The sequence below is a fragment of the Marinobacter sp. MMG032 genome (genome assembly GCF_040112695.1).
Classification (GTDB): Bacteria; Pseudomonadota; Gammaproteobacteria; order Pseudomonadales; family Oleiphilaceae; genus Marinobacter; species Marinobacter salsuginis.
In genome coordinates, this window is the sequence record NZ_CP157802.1 from 1,662,505 (window position 1) to 1,686,622 (window position 24,118).

The 24,118-nt window shown below is 58.0% G+C and carries 17 protein-coding genes and 1 tRNA gene; 10 read left to right on the forward strand and 8 right to left on the reverse strand.

All coding sequences use genetic code 11. From position 1 onward, the window contains the following. Positions 1-2: 2 nt before the first annotated feature. A complete protein-coding gene (gene tsaD / locus ABNF92_RS07725) occupies positions 3-1,058 on the reverse strand; it encodes a tRNA (adenosine(37)-N6)-threonylcarbamoyltransferase complex transferase subunit TsaD (protein WP_222466597.1) in 1,056 nt (351 codons plus the stop codon). Between the two features lie 238 nt (positions 1,059-1,296). Here tsaD and rpsU point away from each other — a divergent pair, with 238 nt between their 5' ends. The 8 genes from rpsU to ABNF92_RS07765 all read left to right on the forward strand — a co-directional run bounded on the left by rpsU (position 1,297) and on the right by ABNF92_RS07765 (position 13,237). Next, the gene (gene rpsU, locus ABNF92_RS07730) at positions 1,297-1,512 is read left to right on the forward strand and encodes a 30S ribosomal protein S21 (protein WP_007153483.1); all 216 of its coding nucleotides are present in this window, start codon (positions 1,297-1,299) and stop codon (positions 1,510-1,512) included. Between the two features lie 149 nt (positions 1,513-1,661). Continuing rightward, complete coding sequence (dnaG, locus tag ABNF92_RS07735) at positions 1,662-3,389, forward strand: DNA primase (protein WP_349343860.1); 1,728 nt, start codon at positions 1,662-1,664, stop codon at positions 3,387-3,389. A gap of 119 nt (positions 3,390-3,508) precedes the next feature. Next, on the forward strand, positions 3,509-5,353 hold the full coding sequence (gene rpoD / locus ABNF92_RS07740) for an RNA polymerase sigma factor RpoD (RefSeq protein WP_069184791.1): 1,845 nt from the start codon (positions 3,509-3,511) through the stop codon (positions 5,351-5,353). Between the two features lie 96 nt (positions 5,354-5,449). After that, positions 5,450-5,526 (forward strand) — tRNA-Ile (locus tag ABNF92_RS07745). Positions 5,527-5,731: 205 nt separating this feature from the next. Next, complete coding sequence (gene aupA / locus ABNF92_RS07750) at positions 5,732-7,069, forward strand: alkane uptake protein AupA (RefSeq protein WP_153634888.1); 1,338 nt, start codon at positions 5,732-5,734, stop codon at positions 7,067-7,069. 12 nt (positions 7,070-7,081) lie between these two features. Continuing rightward, positions 7,082-10,309, forward strand: coding sequence for an Ig-like domain-containing protein (locus tag ABNF92_RS07755; protein WP_349343861.1), 3,228 nt, complete (start codon positions 7,082-7,084; stop codon positions 10,307-10,309). Positions 10,310-10,467: 158 nt separating this feature from the next. Beyond that, complete coding sequence (locus ABNF92_RS07760; protein ID WP_349343862.1) at positions 10,468-12,762, forward strand: molybdopterin oxidoreductase family protein; 2,295 nt, start codon at positions 10,468-10,470, stop codon at positions 12,760-12,762. Between the two features lie 19 nt (positions 12,763-12,781). Then, entirely contained in the window at positions 12,782-13,237 is a 456-nt protein-coding gene (locus ABNF92_RS07765; protein ID WP_349343863.1) for a DUF2489 domain-containing protein, read from the forward strand. A gap of 335 nt (positions 13,238-13,572) precedes the next feature. Here the strand turns inward: ABNF92_RS07765 and ABNF92_RS07770 are convergent, their stop codons facing one another. The 3 genes from ABNF92_RS07770 to ABNF92_RS07780 form a co-directional block, all read right to left on the reverse strand. Then, positions 13,573-14,937 carry an HDOD domain-containing protein gene (locus tag ABNF92_RS07770; protein WP_349343864.1) on the reverse strand — a complete coding sequence of 455 codons (1,365 nt, stop codon included), beginning with the start codon at positions 14,935-14,937 and terminating at the stop codon, positions 13,573-13,575. Positions 14,938-15,087: 150 nt separating this feature from the next. Next, a complete protein-coding gene (gene recG / locus ABNF92_RS07775; protein WP_349343865.1) occupies positions 15,088-17,163 on the reverse strand; it encodes an ATP-dependent DNA helicase RecG in 2,076 nt (691 codons plus the stop codon). 8 nt (positions 17,164-17,171) lie between these two features. Further along, positions 17,172-18,131: a hydrogen peroxide-inducible genes activator gene (locus tag ABNF92_RS07780; RefSeq protein ID WP_069184785.1), complete on the reverse strand. Its 960-nt coding sequence runs from the start codon at positions 18,129-18,131 to the stop codon at positions 17,172-17,174. A gap of 76 nt (positions 18,132-18,207) precedes the next feature. Between ABNF92_RS07780 and ABNF92_RS07785 the strand changes: the two genes are divergently transcribed. Next, positions 18,208-19,074, forward strand: a complete 867-nt coding sequence (locus ABNF92_RS07785; RefSeq protein ID WP_349343866.1) for an NAD-dependent epimerase/dehydratase family protein — start codon at positions 18,208-18,210, stop codon at positions 19,072-19,074. 68 nt (positions 19,075-19,142) lie between these two features. On the opposite strand, the gene ABNF92_RS07790 is transcribed toward ABNF92_RS07785, so the two are convergent. The 4 genes from ABNF92_RS07790 to gmk all read right to left on the reverse strand — a co-directional run bounded on the left by ABNF92_RS07790 (position 19,143) and on the right by gmk (position 22,853). Further along, on the reverse strand, positions 19,143-19,529 hold the full coding sequence (locus ABNF92_RS07790; RefSeq protein ID WP_008169589.1) for a RidA family protein: 387 nt from the start codon (positions 19,527-19,529) through the stop codon (positions 19,143-19,145). Between the two features lie 78 nt (positions 19,530-19,607). Continuing rightward, positions 19,608-21,749 carry a RelA/SpoT family protein gene (locus ABNF92_RS07795; RefSeq protein WP_136631405.1) on the reverse strand — a complete coding sequence of 714 codons (2,142 nt, stop codon included), beginning with the start codon at positions 21,747-21,749 and terminating at the stop codon, positions 19,608-19,610. A 171-nt stretch (positions 21,750-21,920) separates the two neighbouring features. Then, positions 21,921-22,133, reverse strand: a complete 213-nt coding sequence (gene rpoZ, locus ABNF92_RS07800; protein ID WP_069184782.1) for a DNA-directed RNA polymerase subunit omega — start codon at positions 22,131-22,133, stop codon at positions 21,921-21,923. An 87-nt stretch (positions 22,134-22,220) separates the two neighbouring features. Further along, complete coding sequence (gmk, locus tag ABNF92_RS07805) at positions 22,221-22,853, reverse strand: guanylate kinase (RefSeq protein WP_136630810.1); 633 nt, start codon at positions 22,851-22,853, stop codon at positions 22,221-22,223. A gap of 149 nt (positions 22,854-23,002) precedes the next feature. On the opposite strand from gmk, the gene ABNF92_RS07810 reads away from it, so the two are divergent. Then, positions 23,003-23,830: an RluA family pseudouridine synthase gene (locus tag ABNF92_RS07810; RefSeq protein ID WP_349343867.1), complete on the forward strand. Its 828-nt coding sequence runs from the start codon at positions 23,003-23,005 to the stop codon at positions 23,828-23,830. Positions 23,831-24,118: the final 288 nt, after the last annotated feature.

Consider the following 24,118-nt stretch of genomic DNA (forward strand, 5'->3'; position numbering starts at 1 on the left):
GATCAGTCCACCAGACCGGTGGATCGCGGTTCGTTGATCGGTGGCAGCGTATTCATTGGCCATCGGGGCACCGCCACAATCCGCTCACCATCCTGCTGGCCAGCCCTCATGCGCTGGGCGCCAGCGTAGGCGATCATTGCACCGTTATCCGTGCAGAATTCCGGCCGGGCATAGAACACGTGGGCCTTGAGCTTGGCAGTCATTTTCTCCAGGCCCGCCCGAAGGCGTTTGTTGGCACTGACACCCCCGGCAATGACCAGACGCTTGCAACCTGTCTGCTCCAGGGCCCGACGGCACTTGATAGTCAGTGTATCAACCACAGCAGCTTCAAACGCCAGGGCGATATCCGCCCGGGTCTGCTCATCCAGCCCGCCTGCCTCCCGTGCAGCATTGACGGTGTTGAGGGTGAAGGTTTTCAGGCCGCTGAAGCTGAAATCCAACCCGGGCCGGTCGGTCATTGGCCTGGGGAACCGGTAACGGCCTTCGGTTCCCTTTTCCGCGAGCGCCGCCACCCGAGGGCCACCCGGATAGTCCAAGCCGAGCATCTTGGCAGTCTTGTCAAAGGCTTCACCGGCGGCATCGTCCACCGATTCGCCCAGCATCTCGTACTCGCCAATGCCATCAACCCTGACCAGTTGGGTGTGGCCACCAGAGACCAGCAATGCGACGAACGGAAATCCGGGCGGGTTGTCTTCCAACATGGGGGCCAGCAGATGCCCTTCCATGTGGTGCACGCCCAGAACAGGAACACCCAGGGCAAAACCCAGGGCATGGGCCACCGAGCCGCCCACCATCAGGGCGCCCACCAATCCAGGGCCTGCAGTGTAGGCAATACCCTCTATATCTGACCGACGTTTGCCCGCGTCTGATAGTACCTGGTCGCACAGGGGCAGCAGCTTTCGAACGTGATCCCGGGACGCCAGCTCAGGCACGACCCCCCCGTAATCGGCGTGCATGTCGATCTGACTGAACAGGGCATGTCCCAGCAATCCCGCTTCGGTGTCATACAGCGCCACGCCGGTCTCATCACAGGACGTTTCGATACCTAGAATCAGCATAATGTCGGGCCATGTTGGTTGGCAGAAATGAAAACGACGCGCATTTTAGCAGAAACCCGAAACCCACTGGCAGATTCATCGAACAAACATTGACCTTGCTATAACGCAGGCGCTATCATTGCCGCCCTAAAATATGCACTGGTCGAGTTTTAGCCAATCTGACCAGGGATCGAGAACCGATCTGGCCATGCCAGACGGACAAAATTGAAACCGAATCTATCAGGTAGGTGATTTCCGAATGCCAGCTGTTAAAGTGAAAGAGAATGAACCGTTTGACGTAGCACTGCGTCGCTTCAAGCGTTCCTGCGAAAAAGCGGGTGTACTTTCTGAAGTACGTCGTCGCGAGCATTACGAGAAGCCGACCGCTGTTCGTAAGCGCAAAGCAGCCGCTGCCGTTAAGCGTCATCTCAAGAAGCTTCAGCGGGAACAGCGCAAGTTCGAGCGTCTGTACTGAGTTTTACCTGACGCCGCTTGACTGCAAAGCACTGATTGCCTGTCCAGCCGCAGGCTGCACAGAGCGACTCAAAAATGCCGCCGAGGCCTGGCTTCGGCGGCATTTTTGGCTATTGGCCAACTCCGATGACGGCCTGATGTGGAGCCCCCATGAGCGGACTGATCCCTCAACAGTTTGTTGAAAACCTGCTGGATCGTATCGACCTGGCGGAGCTGATCGGTTCCCGCATTACGCTCAAGAAAGCCGGGGCCAACTACAAGGCCTGCTGCCCGTTCCACGACGAGAAAACGCCCTCGTTCAACGTCCGGCCAGACAAAGGCTTTTACCATTGTTTCGGATGCGGCGCCCACGGCGATGCCATCAGCTTCGTCAGGGAGTTTGAAGGCCTGGGATTTACCGAAGCGGTTGAGGAGCTGGCCAAACGAGTGGGGCTTGAAGTCCCCTATGACCGGGCGGCAAAGCAGGAAATGCAGCAGGCGCGGACTTTAACCGACGCGCTGGACTTTGCCACCCGTTTCTATCAATCGGCACTCAAGGGTCAACAAGGCGCCTACGCCCGGGACTATCTGAAACAACGGGGACTGGATAACGCCATCATTGAGCAGTATCAGGTGGGGTATGCCCCCTCAACCGGTACCGCCCTGTTTGATGCCGCCAGCAAGGACCTGCAAGGCCCGCTGATTGAAACAGGGACGGTGTCTGACAAATACGGCAGGCCAAGAGATCTGTTCCGCAACCGGGTCATGTTCCCGATCCGTAACACCCGCGGCAGAACCGTTGCCTTTGGTGGGCGCACGCTTGGTGACGACAAGGCAAAATACATCAACTCTCCGGAGTCAGATGTATTCCACAAGAGTCGCGAGATTTACGGGCTTTTCGAAGCCAAGCAGGCCATCCGGCAGTTAGACAAGCTGCTGGTGGTTGAGGGTTACATGGACGTGATCGCCCTCGCCCAACACGGCATTCACTATGCAGTTGCGACACTGGGCACCGCGACGAATCAGGACAGTCTGCAGGCACTGTTAAAGCAGGTCAGGCACATAGTGTTCTGCTTCGACGGCGACCAGGCCGGCTTCCGGGCCGCCGACAAGGCCATGGAAAACGCACTGGAACTGATGGCCGACGGCCTACACCTGCAGTTTCTGATGCTGCCTCAGGGAGAGGATCCGGACACCCTGGTGCGCAAGGAGGGAGCGCAGGCGTTCCAGAAGCGTATTGAAGGTGCAACACCTCTGTCACGGTACCTGTTTGACCGGCAGAGCGAAGGGCTGGACCTGCAGTTGCCGGAGCACCGGGGCGAACTGCGAGCCAGGGTTGAACCCCTGCTGAACAAAATGCCCAGAAGCACCCTCCGGGATGCCATGTGGCACGAAATGCTGCGCCTGTGCGGCGGCCGGAACCAATGGCAGAACCGCCAGCAGGGACAGAAAGGCCGGTGGAACGGCGAGCGACGGGACCGGGTTTCCGAAGATCGGATTGATGTAAAGCTCAGCAAGGACAGCATTCTGTGCCTTGCCCTGCTGGAGGCACCGGACCTGGCCACCGAGGTGACCGAACTGGCCCGCAGTTCCCGGCAATTCAATCAGGCCCGGAATTTTGCCGAGTGGATTCTGGCAAGTGACATTCGGGACCGGAAAACGCTGGTGCGTACTCTGGCACTGGATTCGTCTGCTCGCGAGCGGTTTTTCCACCTGTTTGACGGGATTGAACATATTCCGGCGCGGGAGAGCACACTGGCCGCCGCCCGAGAGCTGCTGAGTCCGAACGAAGAGGCATCCCGCCAGCAGCGGCTTGCCACATTATTGAGAAACCTGTCCAACCTCACAAGCGAGGAACGACAGGAGCTGAAGTCCCTGAGTAGTGGCTCCGCGGACTAGCAGCACTTGAAACTTGACGCACTGATCACCATCTAACCATTCGGTGGCAGAGCAACCGAGCGACAGCTATAATGGCTGTTTAACTTTTTTCCGTCTAAAAGCGAGTTCACAGGGTGTCTATGTCAGGCAATTCGCAAAAATCACGTTTGAAAGACCTCATTGCACGAGGCAAGGAACAAGGTTACCTGACTTACGCCGAGGTAAACGACCACCTCCCGGAAGACATCGCCGACCCGGATCAGGTCGAAGACATCATTCGCATGATCAACGACATGGGTATCCAGGTGTGCGAAGAAACACCCGACGCCGATACCCTGCTCATGACCGAGGGTGATTCCACCGCTGACGAAGCCGCCGCCGCTGAAGCCGCCGCCGCTCTGGCCGCTGTTGAAACCGATGCCGGCCGCACTACGGATCCAGTTCGCATGTACATGCGCGAAATGGGCACCGTCGAGCTGCTTACTCGCGAGGGCGAAATCGTCATTGCCAAGCGCATCGAGGAAGGCATTCGCGATGTGATGGCCGCCGTTGCCCACTTCCCAGGCACCGCTGGCACCGTTATCCAGGCCTACGACCGCATTCTTGAAAACGAAGGCCGTATCAGCGACATCGTAACCGGCTTCCTGGATCCGGACGATGCCGAGCCGTTCATGGGTGAGGACACCACCCCCGAAAGCTCTGATGATTCCGACTCTGATTCAGACGATGACGACGACTCCTCGGAAGAAGAAACCGATAACGGCCCGGATCCGGAAGAGACCCGGCTTCGTTTCGAACTGCTCAACGAAAAGCTGGATGCAGCCAACAAGGCTTTGGCCAAGCACGGTCGTTCCGACAAAAAAACCCAGGAAGCCCTGAACGAGCTGGGCCAGGTATTCGCTCCGTTCAAGCTCGCCAACAAGGCATTTGACGAACTGGTCAACGTGGTTCGTTCCACCAATGATCTGGTTCGCGAGAACGAGCGCGCGATCATGCAGATCTGTGTTCGCGAGTGCAAAATGCCCCGCAAGGACTTCATCAAGTCATTCCCGGGCAATGAAACCAACCTGGATTGGGCCGACAAGATCGCCAAGAGCAAGAAGCCTTACGCAGCGCCGATGGCCGAGCGTATTGACGAGATTGTTCGCCTGCAGAAGCGCATCCAGAACGTGCAGACTGAAGTGGATCTGGACGTTGCCGATATCAAGGAAATCAACCGTCGCGTCTCCATCGGTGAAGCCAAGGCTCGCCGTGCCAAGAAAGAAATGGTTGAAGCCAACCTGCGTCTGGTTATTTCTATCGCCAAGAAGTACACCAACCGTGGCCTGCAGTTCCTGGATCTGATCCAGGAGGGCAACATCGGCCTGATGAAGGCTGTCGACAAGTTCGAGTACCGTCGGGGTTACAAGTTCTCGACCTACGCGACCTGGTGGATCCGTCAGGCTATCACCCGCTCCATCGCGGACCAGGCCCGCACCATCCGTATTCCGGTGCACATGATCGAGACCATCAACAAGCTCAACCGCATCTCCCGACAGATGCTGCAGGAGATGGGCCGCGAGCCCACGCCGGAAGAGCTGGGCGAGCGCATGGAAATGCCCGAGGACAAGATCCGCAAGGTACTGAAGATCGCCAAAGAGCCTATTTCCATGGAAACCCCGATCGGCGACGACGAAGACAGCCATCTGGGCGACTTCATCGAAGATATCCAGGCTCTCTCCCCGGTGGATTCTGCTACCGCCGAAGGCCTGCGCGAAGCCACCCGCTCGGTACTGGCCGGCCTTACCGCCCGCGAATCCAAGGTACTGCGGATGCGTTTTGGTATCGAGATGAACACCGACCACACCCTGGAAGAAGTCGGCAAACAGTTCGACGTAACCCGGGAGCGTATCCGTCAGATCGAAGCCAAGGCGCTGCGCAAACTGCGTCACCCGTCACGCTCCGACCACCTGCGCGGCTTTATCGACGACCAGGGCAACGGATAAGCACTACAACAGTAGCGGGCGCCTTACCTCACCGGTATAATGGCGCCCGCTTTGTTTCCCCCCAGGAAACACCTTTCAAAACAGCATTCGCTGAACGGGCCTATAGCTCAGTTGGTTAGAGCAGGGGACTCATAATCCCTTGGTCGCTGGTTCGAGTCCAGCTGGGCCCACCACTTCCTGTATCCGCAATGACAAAGAATATCCATACGAAGTGTCAATCGTTTATCGATACATGGTTCTCCCGCCCTTAATTTTTGTCAAAAAAGCCAACGTCCCCAAAAGACAAGCCGAATACACTAGCTCCTGAACAAAAATACCAGCCGTGCAAGGACACCTCACGGCACGAGTATAAAAACAACGAAGTAATGGAGTGTATCAATGGCTTTTTCCTCCCTTTCCCGGTCAAGGGCACTGTCTCTTGCTATCACCACCGCCTCTGTCGGTTTTTCTCTTCCGGTCAATGCCAGCATGGGCAACCTTGGCACCACCTACGGCGTTATGCCGGTGGATGTCGCTACGGCCCAGTCCCTGTCGATGTTCAACGACCAGGTATCTGCCACCTATTACAACCCCGCTTACTTGACCAAAGATGAGCGCGGGGAGCTGACCGCCGGCATTCTGCATGCCGAGCAGGAGCTTCGTTCTGCCAACCCGAATGCCAATGGCGATATTCTGGCCAACTCGCCGAGCCAGCACGTTCTTATTGGTATGAAAACCAATCTGGGTTCTTTGACTCGCTTCAAACATCCAATCTATCTGGGCTTTATTGCCGGCGTTGAGAAATACGGCAAGGAAATGCTGGCCTTCGATTCGCAAACCACGGAGAACGGCCAGTTCCTGCAGTATGGAAAAGAACCCCTGTTCCTCAACATCGGGGGCGCTACGCCAATCTGGCGTGGCATCTCCGCCGGTGCCTCGGTGCGCGTTACCTTGGATGCCCAGGCAAACCTTGATGCGGTCTCGACCCTCGGTGGCGAAACCAGCCGCGAGCGACTGGCAGTCAACGCTGAACCCTCACTGAAAACGATCCTGGGCACCAACATCGACCTGGGAAGCACGTTTTGCCCGGACAGCGACTGTTTCCTGGACGGCTGGGAAACCGCATTCACCTATCGCACCAAGTCAGCTGCTTCTACATCGGTGGACTCCAACATTATTGTTACCCAGACCATCCCGGATCCCGGCCTGAGTCTGGCGGTCTCTACCATTGACTCCTTCCAGCCGGAAACCTTTGGTGTTGGTGCCCAGTACAGGGGCGAAAACTGGCGGATCGGTGGCAGCGTGGAGCAGCAGAACTGGTCAGAGCTGGAGAACGAGTTTTCTTCCGACACAATCAAGGATCAGCAGTCGGTGCCAGCGGGCAGCCGGATTCAGTTCGACGACGTGCTGATTCCCCGAATCGGCGCCGAGTACGCGCTCAACAAGAACTTCTCCGTACGTGGCGGCGTGGCGTACGAGGAATCCCCCCTCAAGTCCACTCGCAATCCGGAGATCAATTATCTCGATACCGACAAGATCGTGGTCGGCCTGGGCCTGAGCGCCACATACGACCGCACCCGTCTGCTGGCCTACCCCGTCCGCCTGGACATTGGTTATCAGTACCAGCAGCTTCAGGAACGGGATTTTACGCTGGTGGATTTTGATGGCAACGAAACACCGGTTACGGCAGACGGCGACGTTCACGTTGTCAGCGGCTCCATTACCCTGAAGTTTTAAGGAGGGCACGCCATGAAGTACAACAAAACACTGGCACTGGTTCCCGCCCTGTTACTGGCTGCCTGTGGCGGCGACGAACAGACCATGAACGAGACAGTCTCTCCCGGCTCTGTGATCTATTCCTATCCGACCGACGGGCAGGCGGGGGTCAGCCCGAAGGCAGACATCGTTCTTCGCTTCAGCCATGCGCTGACCGACGAGGATGCGGGCCTAGAAGAAAAGATCCTGATGGAATCCCAGGGCCAACCCGTGCCCTTCTCGATCAGCCGGGTGGACGGGGGTAAAAGCCTGAAGCTGTCCCCTACCTCAGAGCTCGACCAGCTCGGCGCGTACACGGTGACCTTTAGGGAGCCCCTGATGGCCGAAGGTGGTCGACAGATCGTCACGCCCAACGCGGTGGGTGACGCCGGCATTCAGTTCGAGACCCGGGGCGGCTTTTCCGGGCCGGCGAGCACAACCAACTCAGCCGAGGATTTTGGTATTGCCTGGCAGGTGCCGGCAAATGATGGTCCGTTCAAGGCCATGAACTTCTCTACCTTCCGGTTGGCCATGACCCATCCCGTCCACCCAGAGTGGGAGGCCCTGGGCGGGTCGATCCAGCTTCGCGATGGCAACGGCGATGAAATCCCGGCGATGGTTCGGGTAAAAGGCAACCGGATAACCGTGGATCCCTGCGTGGTCGAGGATCCCAGGGAATGTGGCAGCAAGGACGATGTTCTGGATACCAGCCAGACCTACACGCTGCAACTCGAAAACCTGGCCAGCCTCAACTCCCCGCAGACCGATCGGTTCAGTCACGAGTTTACATTCACGCCCAGAGAAACCGGACCCACCGTGGTGCTGCAGCAATCCGCTGTTGACTCCGGCCTGGCGTCAGGCGCAGCGGAAGAGGACGCAACCCGGTCAGTTCTGAACGGACAGGTCATCAACGGCGTAACTCTCAATTCCGTACTGCAGGGTGAAGCCGGCCCGTCCCAACAGACCGGCGACCTGTTTGCGGAGCTGGCCTTTGCACCAGCGTTCGAAGCCGATGAAGCACTGCCGTTGCGCATTGCCCGCGGCAGCGTGCTGAACAGCACCAGTCTTGATGTTCTCGTGGGTGGGGAAGTGCCGGTTCTGGATGCCGCCACCGGCCAACTTCAGACGACCGGCAACATCAAGGTCACCATGCTCTCAGATGCCTCGGGCTATCTGAGCCCCAATCCCTATACCGACGACATCAACGCACCAAGGCACATTACGTTGTTTATGGATGTCTCCATGAACACCGAAAACGCACAACCCAATGCGGCGCTGTCTCAGGATTTGATGGGGGTGGAGCTGCGCGGCATTGCCCTGGTGCAGGATGGTGTACTGACCATCGACGCCATCGGCATGGTGGAGCCCAATCTTCTGGGGCAGGAGTACACTGACTCGACCATCGCGTTCCACCTGCAGGCGGCGACCGATGCCGACTCGGTACTGGATGCCGAAATGCTCCGTGAATTGGACAGCACACCGCCGAGCCTGGTCAGTTGGATGCCCGGCCCCGACAATGCCATTCCAGACACGCGCCAGTCTATGCAGCGGCCGGGGGATCCGGTCATTCTCTTCTTTGACGAGCCCCTGTCCAAGGACTCCATTGATTCCGGCGTCTCGCTGTTCGCTGATGGTGTTCCCGTCGAGGCACTTGAGACCAAGCTGGACGGAACGGCGATCATCCTCAATCCCGACGGTGGCCTTCGCCATGGAGTCGACTATAAAGTCGTTGTTGATGGTTTGACCGATCTCGCCGGCAACCCGGCCACCACCGCTCCCTTGCAGTTTTCACTGGAAGACATGGGGGACTCCTCCGTAACCAGACGCCCTGCCCTGGCCCTGACCACCTATCCGGGCTACCCATGCGAAACCGACCACAGCCTTCTGGACCTCTCCACTGGAGTGCTTGGGCAGTGCTATTCGGATGGCGGTATCGGAGACATTCTACCAGTCAGTACCATGCCGTCAGATCGCCCCATCACCGTGGTCTTCTCAAAGTCCATGGATCTGGATTCGATTGTTCCCGGCGACACGTTTATGGTTGAAAAAGTGAGTCAGGAACCGAATGGCTCGGTGACAGTCCTGGAAAGCGATGTACCTGGTCGGCTTGAGAAAAACCTTCAGCGGATCCGCTTCTACCCGGACCAGCCCTGGGAGCCTGGCGCACACTACCGCTACACCCTGAAATCATCCGAAGACGCCGGTACCTGTACAGCCGGAAACTACGGTTCGATTTGCGACACCGATGGATTAGCCCTGAAAACCGACCTGCTTGAAGGGCTGGATGACGGCGGCAGCAACAACGGTCCCGATGACATGGTGATCTATTTCACTGGAACAGAGCCGCTGGACAGCGTGTTCACACCGCTGCGGAACCTGCCCGTTCGCGATACCAACGCAAACTTCCTGGTGGATTGCGACTCAAATACCAATCCGGAGTGTCTTGAGCCTTTCGCCCACGAGGGCAGCGACAATGACGGTTGGGCCGCTTCAGCCAATTCAACCAAACTGAGGGTGCGCAATAACGAGGCCTCCGCTTCTCCGCCTGTTATTGTCGCCAGTACTGCCGATGCCCGGGTTGGCTGCGAGACCGGCGAGCGTTGCCCGAAAGACAAGTTCATCTATCAGACCTATGCCCTGAACACGGAGGTGGTTGGCCCTGGCGTGTATGAACCGACCGGCGATGAAGGGATTCTGGTGAACCTGTATCCCACGCAATTGGCGACCACTTCGATCAGCGTGTTCACAGAACTCAGGGTTTTTGGATTTATCCCACTTCAGGAGGAATCCATTACCAATACCCAGGTTCTCCGCATGCGCTACGCCAAGGACGATCCGGCGTGTTCGGGCCCGGCCTGCAGCCGTTCCAGCCTGATACCCGGGGTGATCACCGAAGGCGACAATGGCCAACCGGTATTCAAGACCCGGGCGGAACTGATGCTGGATGCACCGGACATGGAAATTCCTCTCGGGGGCCGTCACGATCTTTATGGCAGGGAATTTGTGCTTGAACTCGAAGGCAATATCACCTTTTTCGATGACGGCCGGATGCAGATTGAGCAACGCAACTCCAATCTGGTGGACATCAACGTTCGGGCGCGAGCCCTAGGCGTTCCCGGCGGTGAAATTGTGACGATTGATCTGCCTCTTCAGATTCCCGAACAGGGCGTCTACCTCAACTTCATCTCCAACCCGGTCAAAGAGATACCGGTGGACCACTAAAGAGCTCTGGAGTCCGCACAAAGGGTCAGCCTTCGGGTTGGCCCTTTTTGCAAAGGAGGATACCCCATGGCCATTCCCCCTCTCAGTCATTTGCTGCTAATCTGGTTTCACATTGAAACCGCGATAACACAATAACAACCCGCCAGGAGCACCTCCTCATGGAAAACGGCACCCACTATCGTACCTGTCACCTTTGCGAGGCCATGTGCGGTGTCGCAATCGAACTGAAGGACGGTCGGATCGCATCCATCAAGGGTGATGAAAATGATCCACTGAGCCGGGGACATATCTGCCCGAAGGCGGTTGCGTTGCAAGACCTGCACGAGGATCCGGACCGCTTGAAAAAGCCGGTCCGGAAGACCCAGAGCGGCTGGCAGGAAATGGAATGGGCCGAGGCGTTTGATCTGGTTGCCGAAAAACTCCACCAGACCCGTCAGGACCACGGTCGCAACAGCATCGGCGTCTATCTGGGCAACCCGAACGTCCACAACCACGGCTCTCTGGTTGCCACCATGCCGTTGCTGCGGGCAATCGGAACCCAGAACCGGTTCTCGGCAACCTCGAACGATCAACTACCTCACATGCTGGCCAGCCTGGAGATGTTCGGGCATCAGGTTCTGTTCCCCATTCCCGATATCGATCACACGGATCTGTTTATCTGCATTGGCGCCAATCCCATGGCATCCAATGGTAGCCTGATGACCGTTCCGGACTTTCGAGGACGGCTCAAGGCCCTGAAACAGCGCGGTGGCAGGATGATCGTGGTTGACCCGCGCCGCACCGAGACCGCGAAACTGGCCGACGAGTTCCATTTCATCCGGCCCGGAAGCGATGCCCTGATGCTGATGGCTATGGTGCACACATTGTTTGAAGAAGGGTTGTTGGATCCTGGACCGGCCGAGCGCTTGGTGAAGGACGTAGACCTTCTGCGCCTGGCCGCCCTCAGCTTCACCCCCGAGGCCGTCAGCGAGCCCACCGGCATCTCCACAGAGGACATCCGGGCGCTGGCCAGGCAACTGGCCAATACCCGGAAGGCAGCCCTGTATACCCGGATGGGCACCAGCACCCAGACGTTTGGCGGTGTGGCTACCTGGCTGGCCTACTGCCTTAATATCCTGACCGGGAAACTGGATCTGCCGGGCGGAGTTCTGTTTTCGCAACCGGCGATCGATCTGGTGGAACTCGGCGCCATGGCCGGTCAAAAAGGCCACTTCGGCAAACGCCACAGCCGCGTCAAGGGGTTGCCTGAGTTCGCCGGTGAGTATCCTGCCAGCACCATGGCCGATGAGATGCTGACACCCGGTGAAGGGCAGATCCGGGCGTTTGTCACCGTTGCCGGCAACCCGGTGCTTTCCAGCCCTAACGGGCGACGCCTGGAAGAGGCTCTCGCCGGCCTCGACTTCATGGTCTCGGTGGACTATTACCTGAACGAAACTACCCGTCATGCCGATATCATTCTGCCGCCAACAGCGGCATTGGAACGCAGCCACTACGACCTGATTTTCAGCATGTTTGCGGTGCGCAATTTCGCCAAATACAGCGAAGCACTGTTCGATGCCGGCCCGGACACCCGCCATGACTGGCAGATCTTGCTGGAACTGGCCCATCGGCTGGAAAAGCTCCAGAAGGGAGGTAAGCTCCCCATGCGTACGGAGCTGGGCTGGCGCGCTTTCAAACAGATTGGCCCCGATCCCATTCTTGACCTGCTGTTGCGCTCAGGTCCCTATGGCGCTGATGCCGGACGCGCCCGGGGCCTGATGCAGCCCGTGGTTGATCTCGCGATTGACATCCTGCCGAAGCGAAACCCGCTTCGTGGCCTGGCCAAACTCAGCCCCCTGAACCGCCACTGGGACGAACTACCCAAGGGGCTGTCCTTGAGCGCCCTGAAGGATAACCCGAATGGGGTCGATCTCGGGCCGCTGCGATCATCCCTGCCAGAGCGGCTGTTTACACGCGACGGCAAGATCAACCTTGCCCCCAGGCGCTACCTTGACGATCTAGGGAGGCTGCGCGATACCCTGGCAGCTCCCGGAGGAGATTCCCTACAACTGATCGGCCGGCGCCATGTCCGAAGCAACAACTCGTGGATGCACAACAGTCAGCGGCTGGTAAAAGGCAAGGACCGTTGCACTTTGATGATCCACCCCAGGGATGCCAGTCGCCTGGGTTTGCAGGCGGCTGACTCCGCCGAGATTGCATCCGAATCCGGGCAGATTGTTTTACCGGTCGAGATTACCGAGGATCTCATGCCGGGCGTGGTGTCCATTCCCCATGGCTGGGGCCATGACCGGGACGGCACCGGCCTGTCGGTGGCTACAGCCCACGCTGGCGCCAGCATCAACGACGTGCTCAGCGACGGCGATATTGATCCGCTCTCTGGTACTTCCGTATTGAATGGGCAACCCGTCAGTGTCAAAGTCTGGCGCCCGGAGCGCCAACGCAAACGGGCTTGATTCAAAAAAGGAGTCGATAATGCCCCAGTGGCTGCAATGGAGTCTGATCATCGCTGGCCTGGTCGCCATTATCCTTTTGCTGGTGTTTATCCGCCGTCAAATAGGATTGCTCTCGGAAAATCGCAAGCGGCAGGCCAAGGCCGAGGAGTTCCAGACCAACCGCAGAACAGACATGATCCGCAGTATCCGGGTCATCGCTATGGCCGTTGAAGAGGACCAGATCGAATACTCGGAAGCCTGCCTCAGGCTAAAGGGCCTCCTCGACCACATTGCCCCGGAGTTGTTGGATCAGGCGCCTTTCAGGATTTTTCAGGAAGTACACGACCAACTGCAGCACATGCCCACCCATCGGGCCCGTCAGGCAACGGAAACGAAGTTCGTGGATAAAATGGACAAGGAACGATTCGAGGTTGAGCAGAAACACGCCGACGAGATTCGCAGAGCGGCAACGGCTGTCCGACACCATTCTTTTTGACCGCAGTTACGCGCTCGCAGCAACTGGTCAGACCTCATTTTTGTAACATTTTGTAACTCGAATAGTGGTAAAACAGATATTTTAGTTCAGCAAATCAAAAGGTTCTGTAGATTCGAAAAACTGACACCCTGCTCATTCCTTCACAGTTACAACTGTTGACTTTTCTTTTTTCTATCAGGGTCTAAATTGAAATCAGGGACGCACCTATCATCTGCGGAAGGTGCCACCTAACGTTGTTTTCTCCTGATAAGTTTGGACGACACTGCAATAAAGCGGGTGAGCTTGCCGGCCTTGGGGCCGGCTTTTTTTGGCATGAATCTGGAAGAGATCGCTTATTACTGGCTCATCATGCCGGCCATGGCCATCACACTGTCCTTGCTGTTAACCAGTTCATCAAACTGTTCTTCAACCTGCGCCCGATCAAGCCCGAGCCCATCATAAAACCCCTGACTGACTTCCTCTCCCGCACCCAGAGCCACGCCCCTGGCCGTTAGCAACTGACGGCCCAACCACAGCAACCTGGCATAGACGCTGTGAGTGCCATCGTAGGAGGGGTTCTTCTGGTAGCGGATCGCCAGGGTGACCTCATCCGGCATGCCCCAGTTCTCCATCAACTGGGCGGCGATCTGTTCCCGGGTAATGCCAAGCAGATAGTGCTCGATAACCGAAGAATCAATATCGGGATTTACTTCCAGTGACCGGCACACCAGCTTGAAATGGGGTGGGAACACCTGTGCAAGAACCAGATGACCGAAGTTATGGAGCAGTCCGCCGAGGTAGGCAAGGCCGAACACTGGTCGCTCACCACGAGGCATCATGCTGGCCAGGATGCCCGCTGACTGAGCCTGCCAGATTGCCTGCTGCCAGTAATCAACGTAGCCCTCCGGGTGATCCTGGGGCTGTTTTAGTGCCCGCCCGAGTGAAAGGCCCATCGCCAGGTTCATGACCAGATCGAAACCGAGTACCCGGGAAACGGCGTCGTGCACTGACTTTACCTGGCCTGCCGCCGCATAGAAGGAAGAGGATGCCCAGCTGACCACCTGTGCCGCGAGGCTCGGGTCACTCTCGACAATATCAACGAGGTCACCCATGACGGCGTTGGGATTGACCCTGAGATGGATAATCCGCTGGGCCGTTTCCGGCAGCGGCGGCAGCTCCAGAGTGTCTTCCAGTCGCTGCTGTATTCTCAGGCCGGTGAATTTCTTGATGGCGGAATGGAACTGGTCCCGATCCCTGCCGTGGTCATCAAGATTCACGTTGATGGATTCCGGAGCAACGGCGAAGGAACGCCGATCCGCCTTGGCGGTCAGGGCCCGGAAATCCTCTGCTGGCATGACCATCGCCAGATTCTGCTCGCCCAGTTCCAGGGCAACCGCCGGCAGGTCATCCACGCGTTCATCGACCACGGTTGGCCAGCCTGTCAGAGACGGCAGAGCCGGAAGCGCCTTGAGACCGGCCCTTTCCCGAACCCGCAACTGTTCACGCCGTTTCATCAGGCAAAGATCGCGGCCAAGCTGCTTGTTCAGCTGTTCCAGATCAATCAGATCGTCGCGCCGGCAGATTACCTGCAGATTCCCTTGCTCATCACTGAGCAGAACCATTCGCAACAGTTCTTTCTGGCTCGCCTGGCCTGCATCCCTAAGGGATACACCAGCTGCTGTCTCCCCCAGAGCCTGCTGAACTGCGACAGGTAATTCCATAAATCTCTCCCGAATATTCCTGTTTTCCGTCGTATACGCCGAGCCTGAAATTCACACTAAACTCAGTATAGGGCAAAGAAATTACCCTGACGTTGACCGAACTCTATTTCCAGACCGCTTTCATACGCACTCAGCGACCGAATGGACGTTTTATACATCCCCGTAACGGATTCTTTCACCAAGCCAACGTCGAACCAGAGCGCCGACAATCTCCGGGTGAGCCATCAGGCCTGGCGCCATTTCCCGAACCGGCTCGATCCAGCCCTTGTCCCGTTCAAAGTCCGCCAGCCGAAACTGCATCATACCGGTTTGCCGGGTCCCCAACACCTCTCCCGGCCCCCTGATTTCCAGGTCTTTCTCGGCGATGAAGAAGCCATCCTGACTGTCCCTCAGGGCCTGTAGTCGTGCCTTGCCATTCACAGACAACGGCGGGTGATACATCAGCACACAGAAACTGGCCTGCTCGCCCCTGCCAACACGACCGCGAAGCTGATGCAGCTGTGCCAGCCCAAGCCGTTCAGGGTTTTCAATGATAATCAGCGAGGCGTTCGGTACGTCCACGCCGACCTCAATAACCGTGGTTGCAACCAGCAGATCCAATTCGCCTACCTTGAACTGCTCCATCACCGCCGCCTTTTCCTGAGCCTTTAGCCGCCCGTGCACCAGCCCCACCTTCAGATCCGGCAATCGCTCGGCCAACTCCTGAGCGGTGACCTCTGCCGCCTGACACTGCAGGGCTTCGGATTCTTCTATGAGAGTGCAGACCCAGTAGGCCTGTCGCCCTTCATGGCAAGCGCTGCGAACCCGTTCAATCACATCTTCCCTGCGGCTGTCGGGAATCACGATGGTTTCTATCGGCTTTCTGCCCGGCGGAAGTTCGTCAATAACTGAGGTATCCAGGTCTGCATAGGCGCTCATGGCCAGCGTTCGGGGAATCGGCGTTGCCGTCATGATCAGCTGGTGGGGTGCCAGCGACCCACCCACGCCCTTTTCCCGCAAGGCCAGCCTCTGGTGTACGCCGAAACGATGCTGTTCGTCCACGATCACCAGGGCAAGGCGGTGAAACTCGACGTCTTCCTGGAACAAGGCATGGGTGCCTATCACCACGGTGGCATTGCCGGATTGGACCGCGTCCAGTGTTTCAGCCCGGGCCTTACCCTTGACCTTCCCGGATAGCCAGGCGAGGCGAATACCGAGTGGCTCCAGCCAGGCCCGGAAATTCTGGAAATGCTGTTCAGCGAGGATTTCGGTGGGCGCCATCAATGCCACCTGGGCACCGGCGCCAATGGCCTGCAAGGCGGCTAGCGCCGCCACCACGGTCTTGCCGGAGCCAACATCCCCCTGGACAAGCCGGAGCATTGGCAGCGGCTGACTCAGGTCCTGACGGATGTCGGCCAGCACATGACGCTGGGCACCGGTGAGCGTGAAAGGCAGGGAATCCAGGAAACGGTCGGGCAGATCCCCCGTGGGCAAAAGTGGCAGCGCCTCCCTGGCCTGGATTTGTTCGCGTACCTGAAGCAAGCTAAGTTGGTGCGCCAGCAACTCCTCCATTACCAGGCGCTGCTGAGCCGGGTGACGCCCCTCCATCAGGAGATTTACCGGTGCGCTCGCAGGAGGGGAATGCACAAGCTGCACGGCGTCGGTGATTCCGGGCAACTGGTACTCGGCCAGCAGATTCTCCGGCAGCCAGTCGCGAATCGGGAACCGCTGGAGATAGCCCAGGGCCTGCTGGCACAGCGAGCGCACCCGGGGCTGCTGAATCCCCTCGGTCAGTGGGTAAACCGGCGTCAGGGTAGCCTCACCTTCAGCTGGCATAGGCGGTGGATTAACCTGGTATTCCGGGTGGTAAAACTCATAACCTGCACGGCCCGGACGAACCTCGCCAAAGCAGCGAACCCTGGCGCCCTCGCTCAGCTGGTTCTTCTGGGCGGCGTTGAAATGAAAAAAACGCATCACCAGGAAGCCGCTGTTATCCCGCAGAGTCACCTGCAGGCTGCGCCTGCGCCCCATCACGAGATCGGCTTTCATCACCTCCCCTTCAACCACCGCCACATCGCCAATGCGAAGGCTTCCCATGGGTACGATACGGGTGCGGTCTTCGTACCGATGGGGCAAATGGAACAACAGATCCTGCAGGGAGGTGATACCCAGCTTGGCGAGTTTCTCCGCCAGGGCGTTCCCTACGCCCTTGAGCTGGGTGACCGGTATGTCATCCAGTGACGTCATAGTCAGGCTCAGGCGCTTTCGGCCACAGCCGGCGTATCCGTTTTCGCCTTTTCAATGACCCGGCACTGACTGGCAGCCAGGGACAGCACATCAATAGCCTTGGGCCGGGGGAAGGTAACCCGCCAGGCCAGAGCCACCGTGCGGAACGGCACCGGCGGCGCGAACGGCCGAACGGCCAGAATGTCCTCATGGTACTGCATGGCCGTGGCGGCCGAGAGTGGCAGTACCGTGATGCCCAGACCGGAGGCGACCATATGGCGAATGGTTTCCAGGGAACTGCCTTCGGTGACCAGAGCCGGTGAGCCGTTGTTGGCCCGATGCGTTACCGCCTCCACCAGGGGTGGACAGGACTCCAGCACCTGATCCCGGAAACAGTGGCCTGGCCCCAGCAATAGCAATTGCTCTTTAGCCAGTTCATCGGCCGTCAACTGCTCCTTGCTTGCCAGCGGGTGTCCGGCAGGCAGCAGGACAACAAACGGCTCGTCGTACAGCGGCAGGGTAACCACTTCCGGCTCTTCAAACGGCAGAGCAATAATAATGGCGTCCAGCTCGGACTGCCGGAGTTTCTGCCTCAGGTTGGCAGTGTAATTCTCTTCAATGTAAAGCGGCATTTCCGGAGCAGCACGCCGCAGTTCCGGCAGCAGGTGCGGGAACAGATAGGGACCAATGGTATAGATGGCACCCACTTTCAAAGGTGAGTTGAGCTGGTTCTTGCCATCCTGCGCCATGTCCTTGATCAGGCCTACCTGATCAAGGACACGCTGTGCCTGCTCAATAATGCGTAGGCCGGTTTCGGTGACACGGATGCTGCTTTTGCTTCGCTCGAACAGAGGGATTCCGAGCTCATCCTCCAACTTTTTAACGGCAACACTGAGCGTTGGCTGACTGACATGGCAACGCTCTGCGGCCCGGCCAAAATGCCTTTCGCGGGCCAGCGTAACGACGTATCGTAACTCGGTGAGAGTCATGGTGAGCTCCGGTCAGAAAGATGCGGGTCGAAGTTTCACGAATTTATGAGGTCAAGCATAAGGATTGAAATTGTCTATGGCAATCACCGAAGGTAGTAAGGCGCCCCGAATTCTGGTGGCCGGTTGTGGCAAACTCGGGGGTGCCATTGCCAGCCGGCTGGAAACATCGGCCACCGTGTTCGGCCTGCGCAGAAACCCGGACCGGGTTCCCGAGGGCATTCAAGGCATCGGCGCCGACCTGACCCAACCGGAAACCCTCAGAGGTAAACTGCCGGAAGGGCTCGACATCGTTCTCTATTGCCTGACGCCCTCCAGCTACGATGAGCAGGGCTATCGGGACGCCTACGTGACCGGCCTGGCAAATCTGTTGAAAGCCCTGGGCAGTCAATCACTAAAGCACCTGTTCTTTGTCAGTAGCAGCAGTGTCTATTCACAGGATGACGATAGCTGGGTGGATGAACTCAGCCCTGCCAAACCCGCCCGGTTCAGCGGCGAGCAGGTTCTGGCCGGTGAGCAGACCGCGCTGGAAAGCGGCCATCCGGCAACGATCATTCGCTACAGCGGCATTTATGGGTTCTCCCGGCGGCGTTTTCTTGAGGAGGTCCAGGCGGGACGCATGGATCCGTCTAAGCCAGCACCGTTCAGCAACCGGATTCATGAAGACGACGCTGCAGACGCGGCAGGCCATCTGGTGAAGCTGGCACTTTCGGGAGCGACTCTTCAAACCTGCTACCTTGCCAGCGACTGCGAGCCGGTGCGGCTTGATGAGGTGGTGGACTGGGTCCGACAGCAAACGCCCTGTGCCGAGCCAAAGCCCGATGCCCGAAGAGGCGGGCGGGCCGGCAGTAAACGCTGCTGCAACAAAAGACTTCTAAGCACCGGCTTTCAGTTCCGCTATCCGGATTTCCGGGCCGGCTACCGTGCCATGATCGACCAGGGCTGAGCCTTCGGCGTTAAAAACAAAAAAGGCGGCCAGAGGCCGCCTTTTCTGAATTCTGGTGCCATCAGCTCTCAGCTGAGCACCATCACCGCTTCCATTTCAATGGGCACACCCTTGGGCAGGGCCGCAACACCCACCGCTGCGCGGGCCGGATAGGGCTCCTGAAAATAGGTGGCCATGATCTCGTTGACCGTGGCGAAATTCGCCAGATCAGTCATGTAGATGTTCAGTTTCACGATGTCCTTCAGCTCGCCACCGGCGGCCTCGCAGACAGCCTTGAGGTTATCAAACACCTGTCGGGTCTTGGCAGAAAAATCGCCGGCGACCACTTCCATGGTTTCCGGTACCAGCGGAATCTGGCCAGACAGGTACACGGTGTCCCCTGCCTTGACCGCCTGGGAGTAAGTACCGATCGCCTGGGGCGCATTCTCGGTCTGAATTACAGATTTGTTGGTCATGACCCTTGGTTTCCTCTCATCCAAAACGCCAATCGTCGCCCTTGCGGCGCGCGCCTGTCAACCGGGCTTTGGTCAGGTTCAGTGCCGCACGCGGCTGATGTGGGTAATTGCACGAATGTTGCGGATTCGACGCATTACCCGGGCCAGGTGCCGCCGACCATTGACGTGCACCACCAGGCTGACAACGCCAAACCGGGCATTCTGCTCTTCCACATTAATGCGCTCGATGTTTCCGTCAGCCATGGCTACGGCGTTGGCCATCTCGGCAATCACACCACGCTGGCGCTCCAGCTCTACCCGCAGCTCAACGGAAAACTCATCGGTAATGTCCTTGGCCCACTTCAGATGGGTCAGGCGGGCCCGGCCCTCGTCATCCTCCGGCAAGCGGGAGCAGGTATCAGAATGAATCACCATGCCTTTGCCGGAATCCATCACCCCAACCACCGGGTCTCCCGGAATCGGCTTACAACAGCTGGCGAACCGGACCAGCAAACCTTCGGTGCCACGGATGGTCACGGGGCTGTGATTGCCACCCTCGATATCGCGAGGCCCCTCAGCTGCCTCAGTTTCTTCGGAGCCGCTGACTAGCTGACGGGCAACCAGGTAGGCCATACGATTACCCAGGCCGATGTCACTGATCAGATCATCAAAACTGTTCACCTGATTATGATTCACGACCGCCTGCTTCTGGGCGTCGCTTATCTCTGACAGTTTCGCGCCGAAGCCTTTGAGGGACTTCTTGAGCAATGTGCGGCCCAGCTCCAGCGATTCCGCCCGCTTCTGGCTCTTGAGCACATGACGGATACTGCTGCGCGCCTTGCCGGTCACCACAAAACTCAGCCACGCCGGGTTAGGCCGGGCGCCGGGTGCGGTAATGATCTCGACGGTCTGGCCACTCTGCAGAGGCTGACTCAATGAACCCAGGTTGCGGTTGATGCGACAGGCAACGGTAGCGTTACCAATATCGGTATGGATGGCGTAGGCGAAGTCCACCGGCGTTGCCCCGCTGGGCAACTCCATGATGCGGCCTTTGGGCGTGAACACGTAGATTTCATCCGGGAACAGATCCACTTTCACGTGTTCGATGAACTCCATGGAGTCATCGGCCCGCTCCCGCATTTCCATCAACCCCTTCACCCAGCGGTCCACCCGCGCCTGATTCACGCTGGTTACGCTGCTGGGCTCGTTCTTGTACATCCAGTGAGCCGCGATACCGTTATTGGCGATGTGCTCCATCTCCTCCGTACGGATCTGGATCTCGATGTTCACATGCATACCGAACAGAGTGGTATGGAGCGACTGATAGCCATTGGCCTTGGGCATGGCAATGTAGTCCTTGAACCGGCCAGGCAGCGGCTTGTACAGGCTGTGAACGGCGCCAAGGATGCGGTAGCAGTCATCTTCGGTGTCGGTAATAATCCGGAAGGCATACACATCCATGATTTCATGGAAGGACTTCTGCTTGAACTTCATCTTGTTATAGATGCTGTTCAGGTGTTTTTCCCGGCCCAGAATCCGGCCCGGCAGGCCTCGCTCCTCCAGCTTTTCCTGCAGCTTCCCGCGGATATCCTCGATAATTTCCCGATGACTGCCCCGGAGTTTGTCCACGGCCTTGGAAATGTACTTGGAGCGCATGGGGTACAGGGAGGTAAAGCCCAGGTCCTCAAGCTCGGTGCAGATGGAGTGCATGCCCAGGCGGTTCGCGATGGGGGCATAGATGTCGAGTGTTTCGGTGGCGATGCGTTGGCGCTTTTCGTAAGGCATCGGGCCGAGCGTGCGCATGTTGTGCAACCGGTCCGCCAGCTTCACCAGAATGACCCGGATGTCCCGCGCCATGGCCAGGGTCATTTTCTGGAAGTTTTCGGCCTGGGCTTCCGCCCTGGAGCGGAACTCGATCTGGGTCAGTTTGCTGACACCATCCACCAGTTCCGCAACGTCCTCGCCAAACTGTTCCGCCAGAGCGTCCTTGGGAATACCGGTGTCTTCAATCACATCATGGAGCATGGCCGCCATCAGACTCTGATGATCCAGCCGCAGGTCGGCGAGAATATGGGCAACAGCCAGGGGATGGGTAATGTAGCGGTCGCCGCTCTTGCGCATCTGGCCCTCATGGGCCTGCTCGGCGTAATAGTAGGCCCGTCGCACCTGGTTGATGCGATTGGTATCAAGATAGGAGCTGAGCTCTCGAGCCAGTCCTTCAACCGTAGCCTCTGCCGACACCGCGCCTCCACAATTCCATGAAATTCAGGGACAAAAAAACCCGAATGCACGCATCCGGGTCCTTCCATAGTCCTTCCAGCAACGTTCTATAGTTACACTATAAAACCGCGGGGACAGATTTCAATGCTTCTCACTTGCGGACAGATACTTATATAACTGGCCGCAGGTGCCTTACTCGTCGTCGTCTTCCTTGAGCAGATCACGAGTAACCTTGCCTTCGGCAATTTCGCGCAGGGCGATAACCGTGGGCTTATCATTTTCTTCAGCCACCATCGGCTCGGCACCCTTGGTAGCGAGCTGACGGGCACGCTTGGTTGCCAGCATTACCAGCTGGAAGCGGTTATCTACGTTTTCCAGACAATCTTCAACGGTAACTCGTGCCATAACTTCCCCGACTCATAAAATGACTGTTTTCAGCAGACCGCACAGTTTACTGTGACCGGTTCAATTTGTATACAGGAAAACCCCGTATCAGCGCGGGCCCGACAACCCCGCCAGGAGCGCCCGGTGCCTGGGCTGCTGAACCTCCATGCGCAGGCGTTGGGCGCGAACAATGGCCAGCAGATCAGCGAGCGCAGCGGCGAAGTCATCGTTGACCACCAGGTAATCGAACTCCACCGCGTGACGGCACTCCTCCTCAGCCTCTGCCAAACGACGCTCCACCACTTCCGGCGCATCGGTGCCACGGCCGACCAGTCGCTGGCGCAACACTTCAGGCGAAGGAGGAACGATGAAAATGCTGACACACTCGGGAATCAGTCGGCGTACCTGGGCGGCGCCCTGCCAGTCAATCTCCAGGATCACATCCTGGCCCTTTGACAGGGTTTCCCGAACCCAGACCTGAGAGGTACCGTAGTAGTTACCAAAGACGTCGGCGTGCTCAAGAAAATCGCCCCGGGCGATCATCGCCTCAAACTCGACCCTGCCCACGAAATGATAATTCACCCCGTCCTGCTCACCTTCTCGCATAGTGCGCGTGGTATGGGAAACGGACACGCCGAGTTTCTCGTCATTGCGGAGCATTTCCGCCACAAGGCTGGTCTTGCCGGCACCGGATGGCGCGGAGATAACGTACAGAGTACCCTGCTCAACTGCCTGACTCATAACCCGAGAACTCCAAACCTGAACGCGACGGCCGCCTGTTTCGACCGGTAAAGCCGGGAATTATACGGACTTTGCCAAAACACCGCACCCCAGAGGCGAGCCAGCTGATACCATTTGCCTATACATCCGCTCAGTGACTGCAAAATCCCATGCGAACCACCATCGATATCACCCTGAAACAAACCAGCAAAGCCATAGACGCCCTGAGTGAGGCGGCGCCGGGGCTCTCCCGACAGAAAATCAAGGATGCCATGGCGAAGGGTGCTTGCTGGTGGACGCACAAGGGCAAACGCCTTCGACTGCGCCGCGCCACCAAGGAACTCAAGCCGGGCATCCGGCTGCAGCTTTACTACGATGAAAAGGTGTTGGCGAGAAAACCGGAGGGTCCGGTTCTACTGGAGGATCTGGAGCGCTACACAGTGTGGTTCAAGCCTCACGGCCTGCTGGCCCAGGGCTCACAGTGGGGTGACCATTGCAGCCTGCTTCGCCTGGCGGAACTTCAGCTCCAGCGCCCCTGCCACCTGATCCACCGACTTGATGCCGATGCCGCCGGGCTGATGCTGATTGCCCATGACCCGAAAGCCGCAGGCGCCCTTTCCCAGCGCTTTTCAGGCAGAACCATGACCAAGCGTTACAAAGCGCGAGTGTGTGGCGTGATGGAGACGCAAGACCAGGTGGTTGATGCGCCCGTTGAGGGAAAACCGGCGGTCAGTCATGTTTCGACACTGGCGACCAATGAGGCTGAGCAGACTTCCCTGCTCCAGATCAGTATCGAGACCGGTCGGAAGCACCAGATCCGCCGTCATCTGGCTGGCCTCGGGCACCCGATACTCGGTGATCGCCTGTATGGTCGGCCCGCAGGCGTTCCCTTGCAGCTCCTGGCCTTCTATCTCGAATTCGACTGCCCCCTCAACAAACGCAAGATGGTGTTCGAACTGCCCGCAGAGCTGGACACTCTGGGACAGAACCAGAGCTGACCACTAAAACAGAAGCCCGGGCTATTCCAGGTTCTGCACCTGCTCGACGAATAAAAATTAAAAAGCATTTATAAACAGTTGCTTGGTGTATTTTTCACAGCCATCGCCGCTCAATACTACCCATTTTACTACCCATGGATAGAAACTCTATCTCTGAGCAGTCCGCGTAGTTACTACCCATGATTATAAACTGGGATAATAGGGAAACTGGGAATCTCGCCCGGATATTTGTTTGTCGACAAAAATGATGTGGGTCAGCCTAATTGCTGTGGTTCGTGCGTAAGGTAC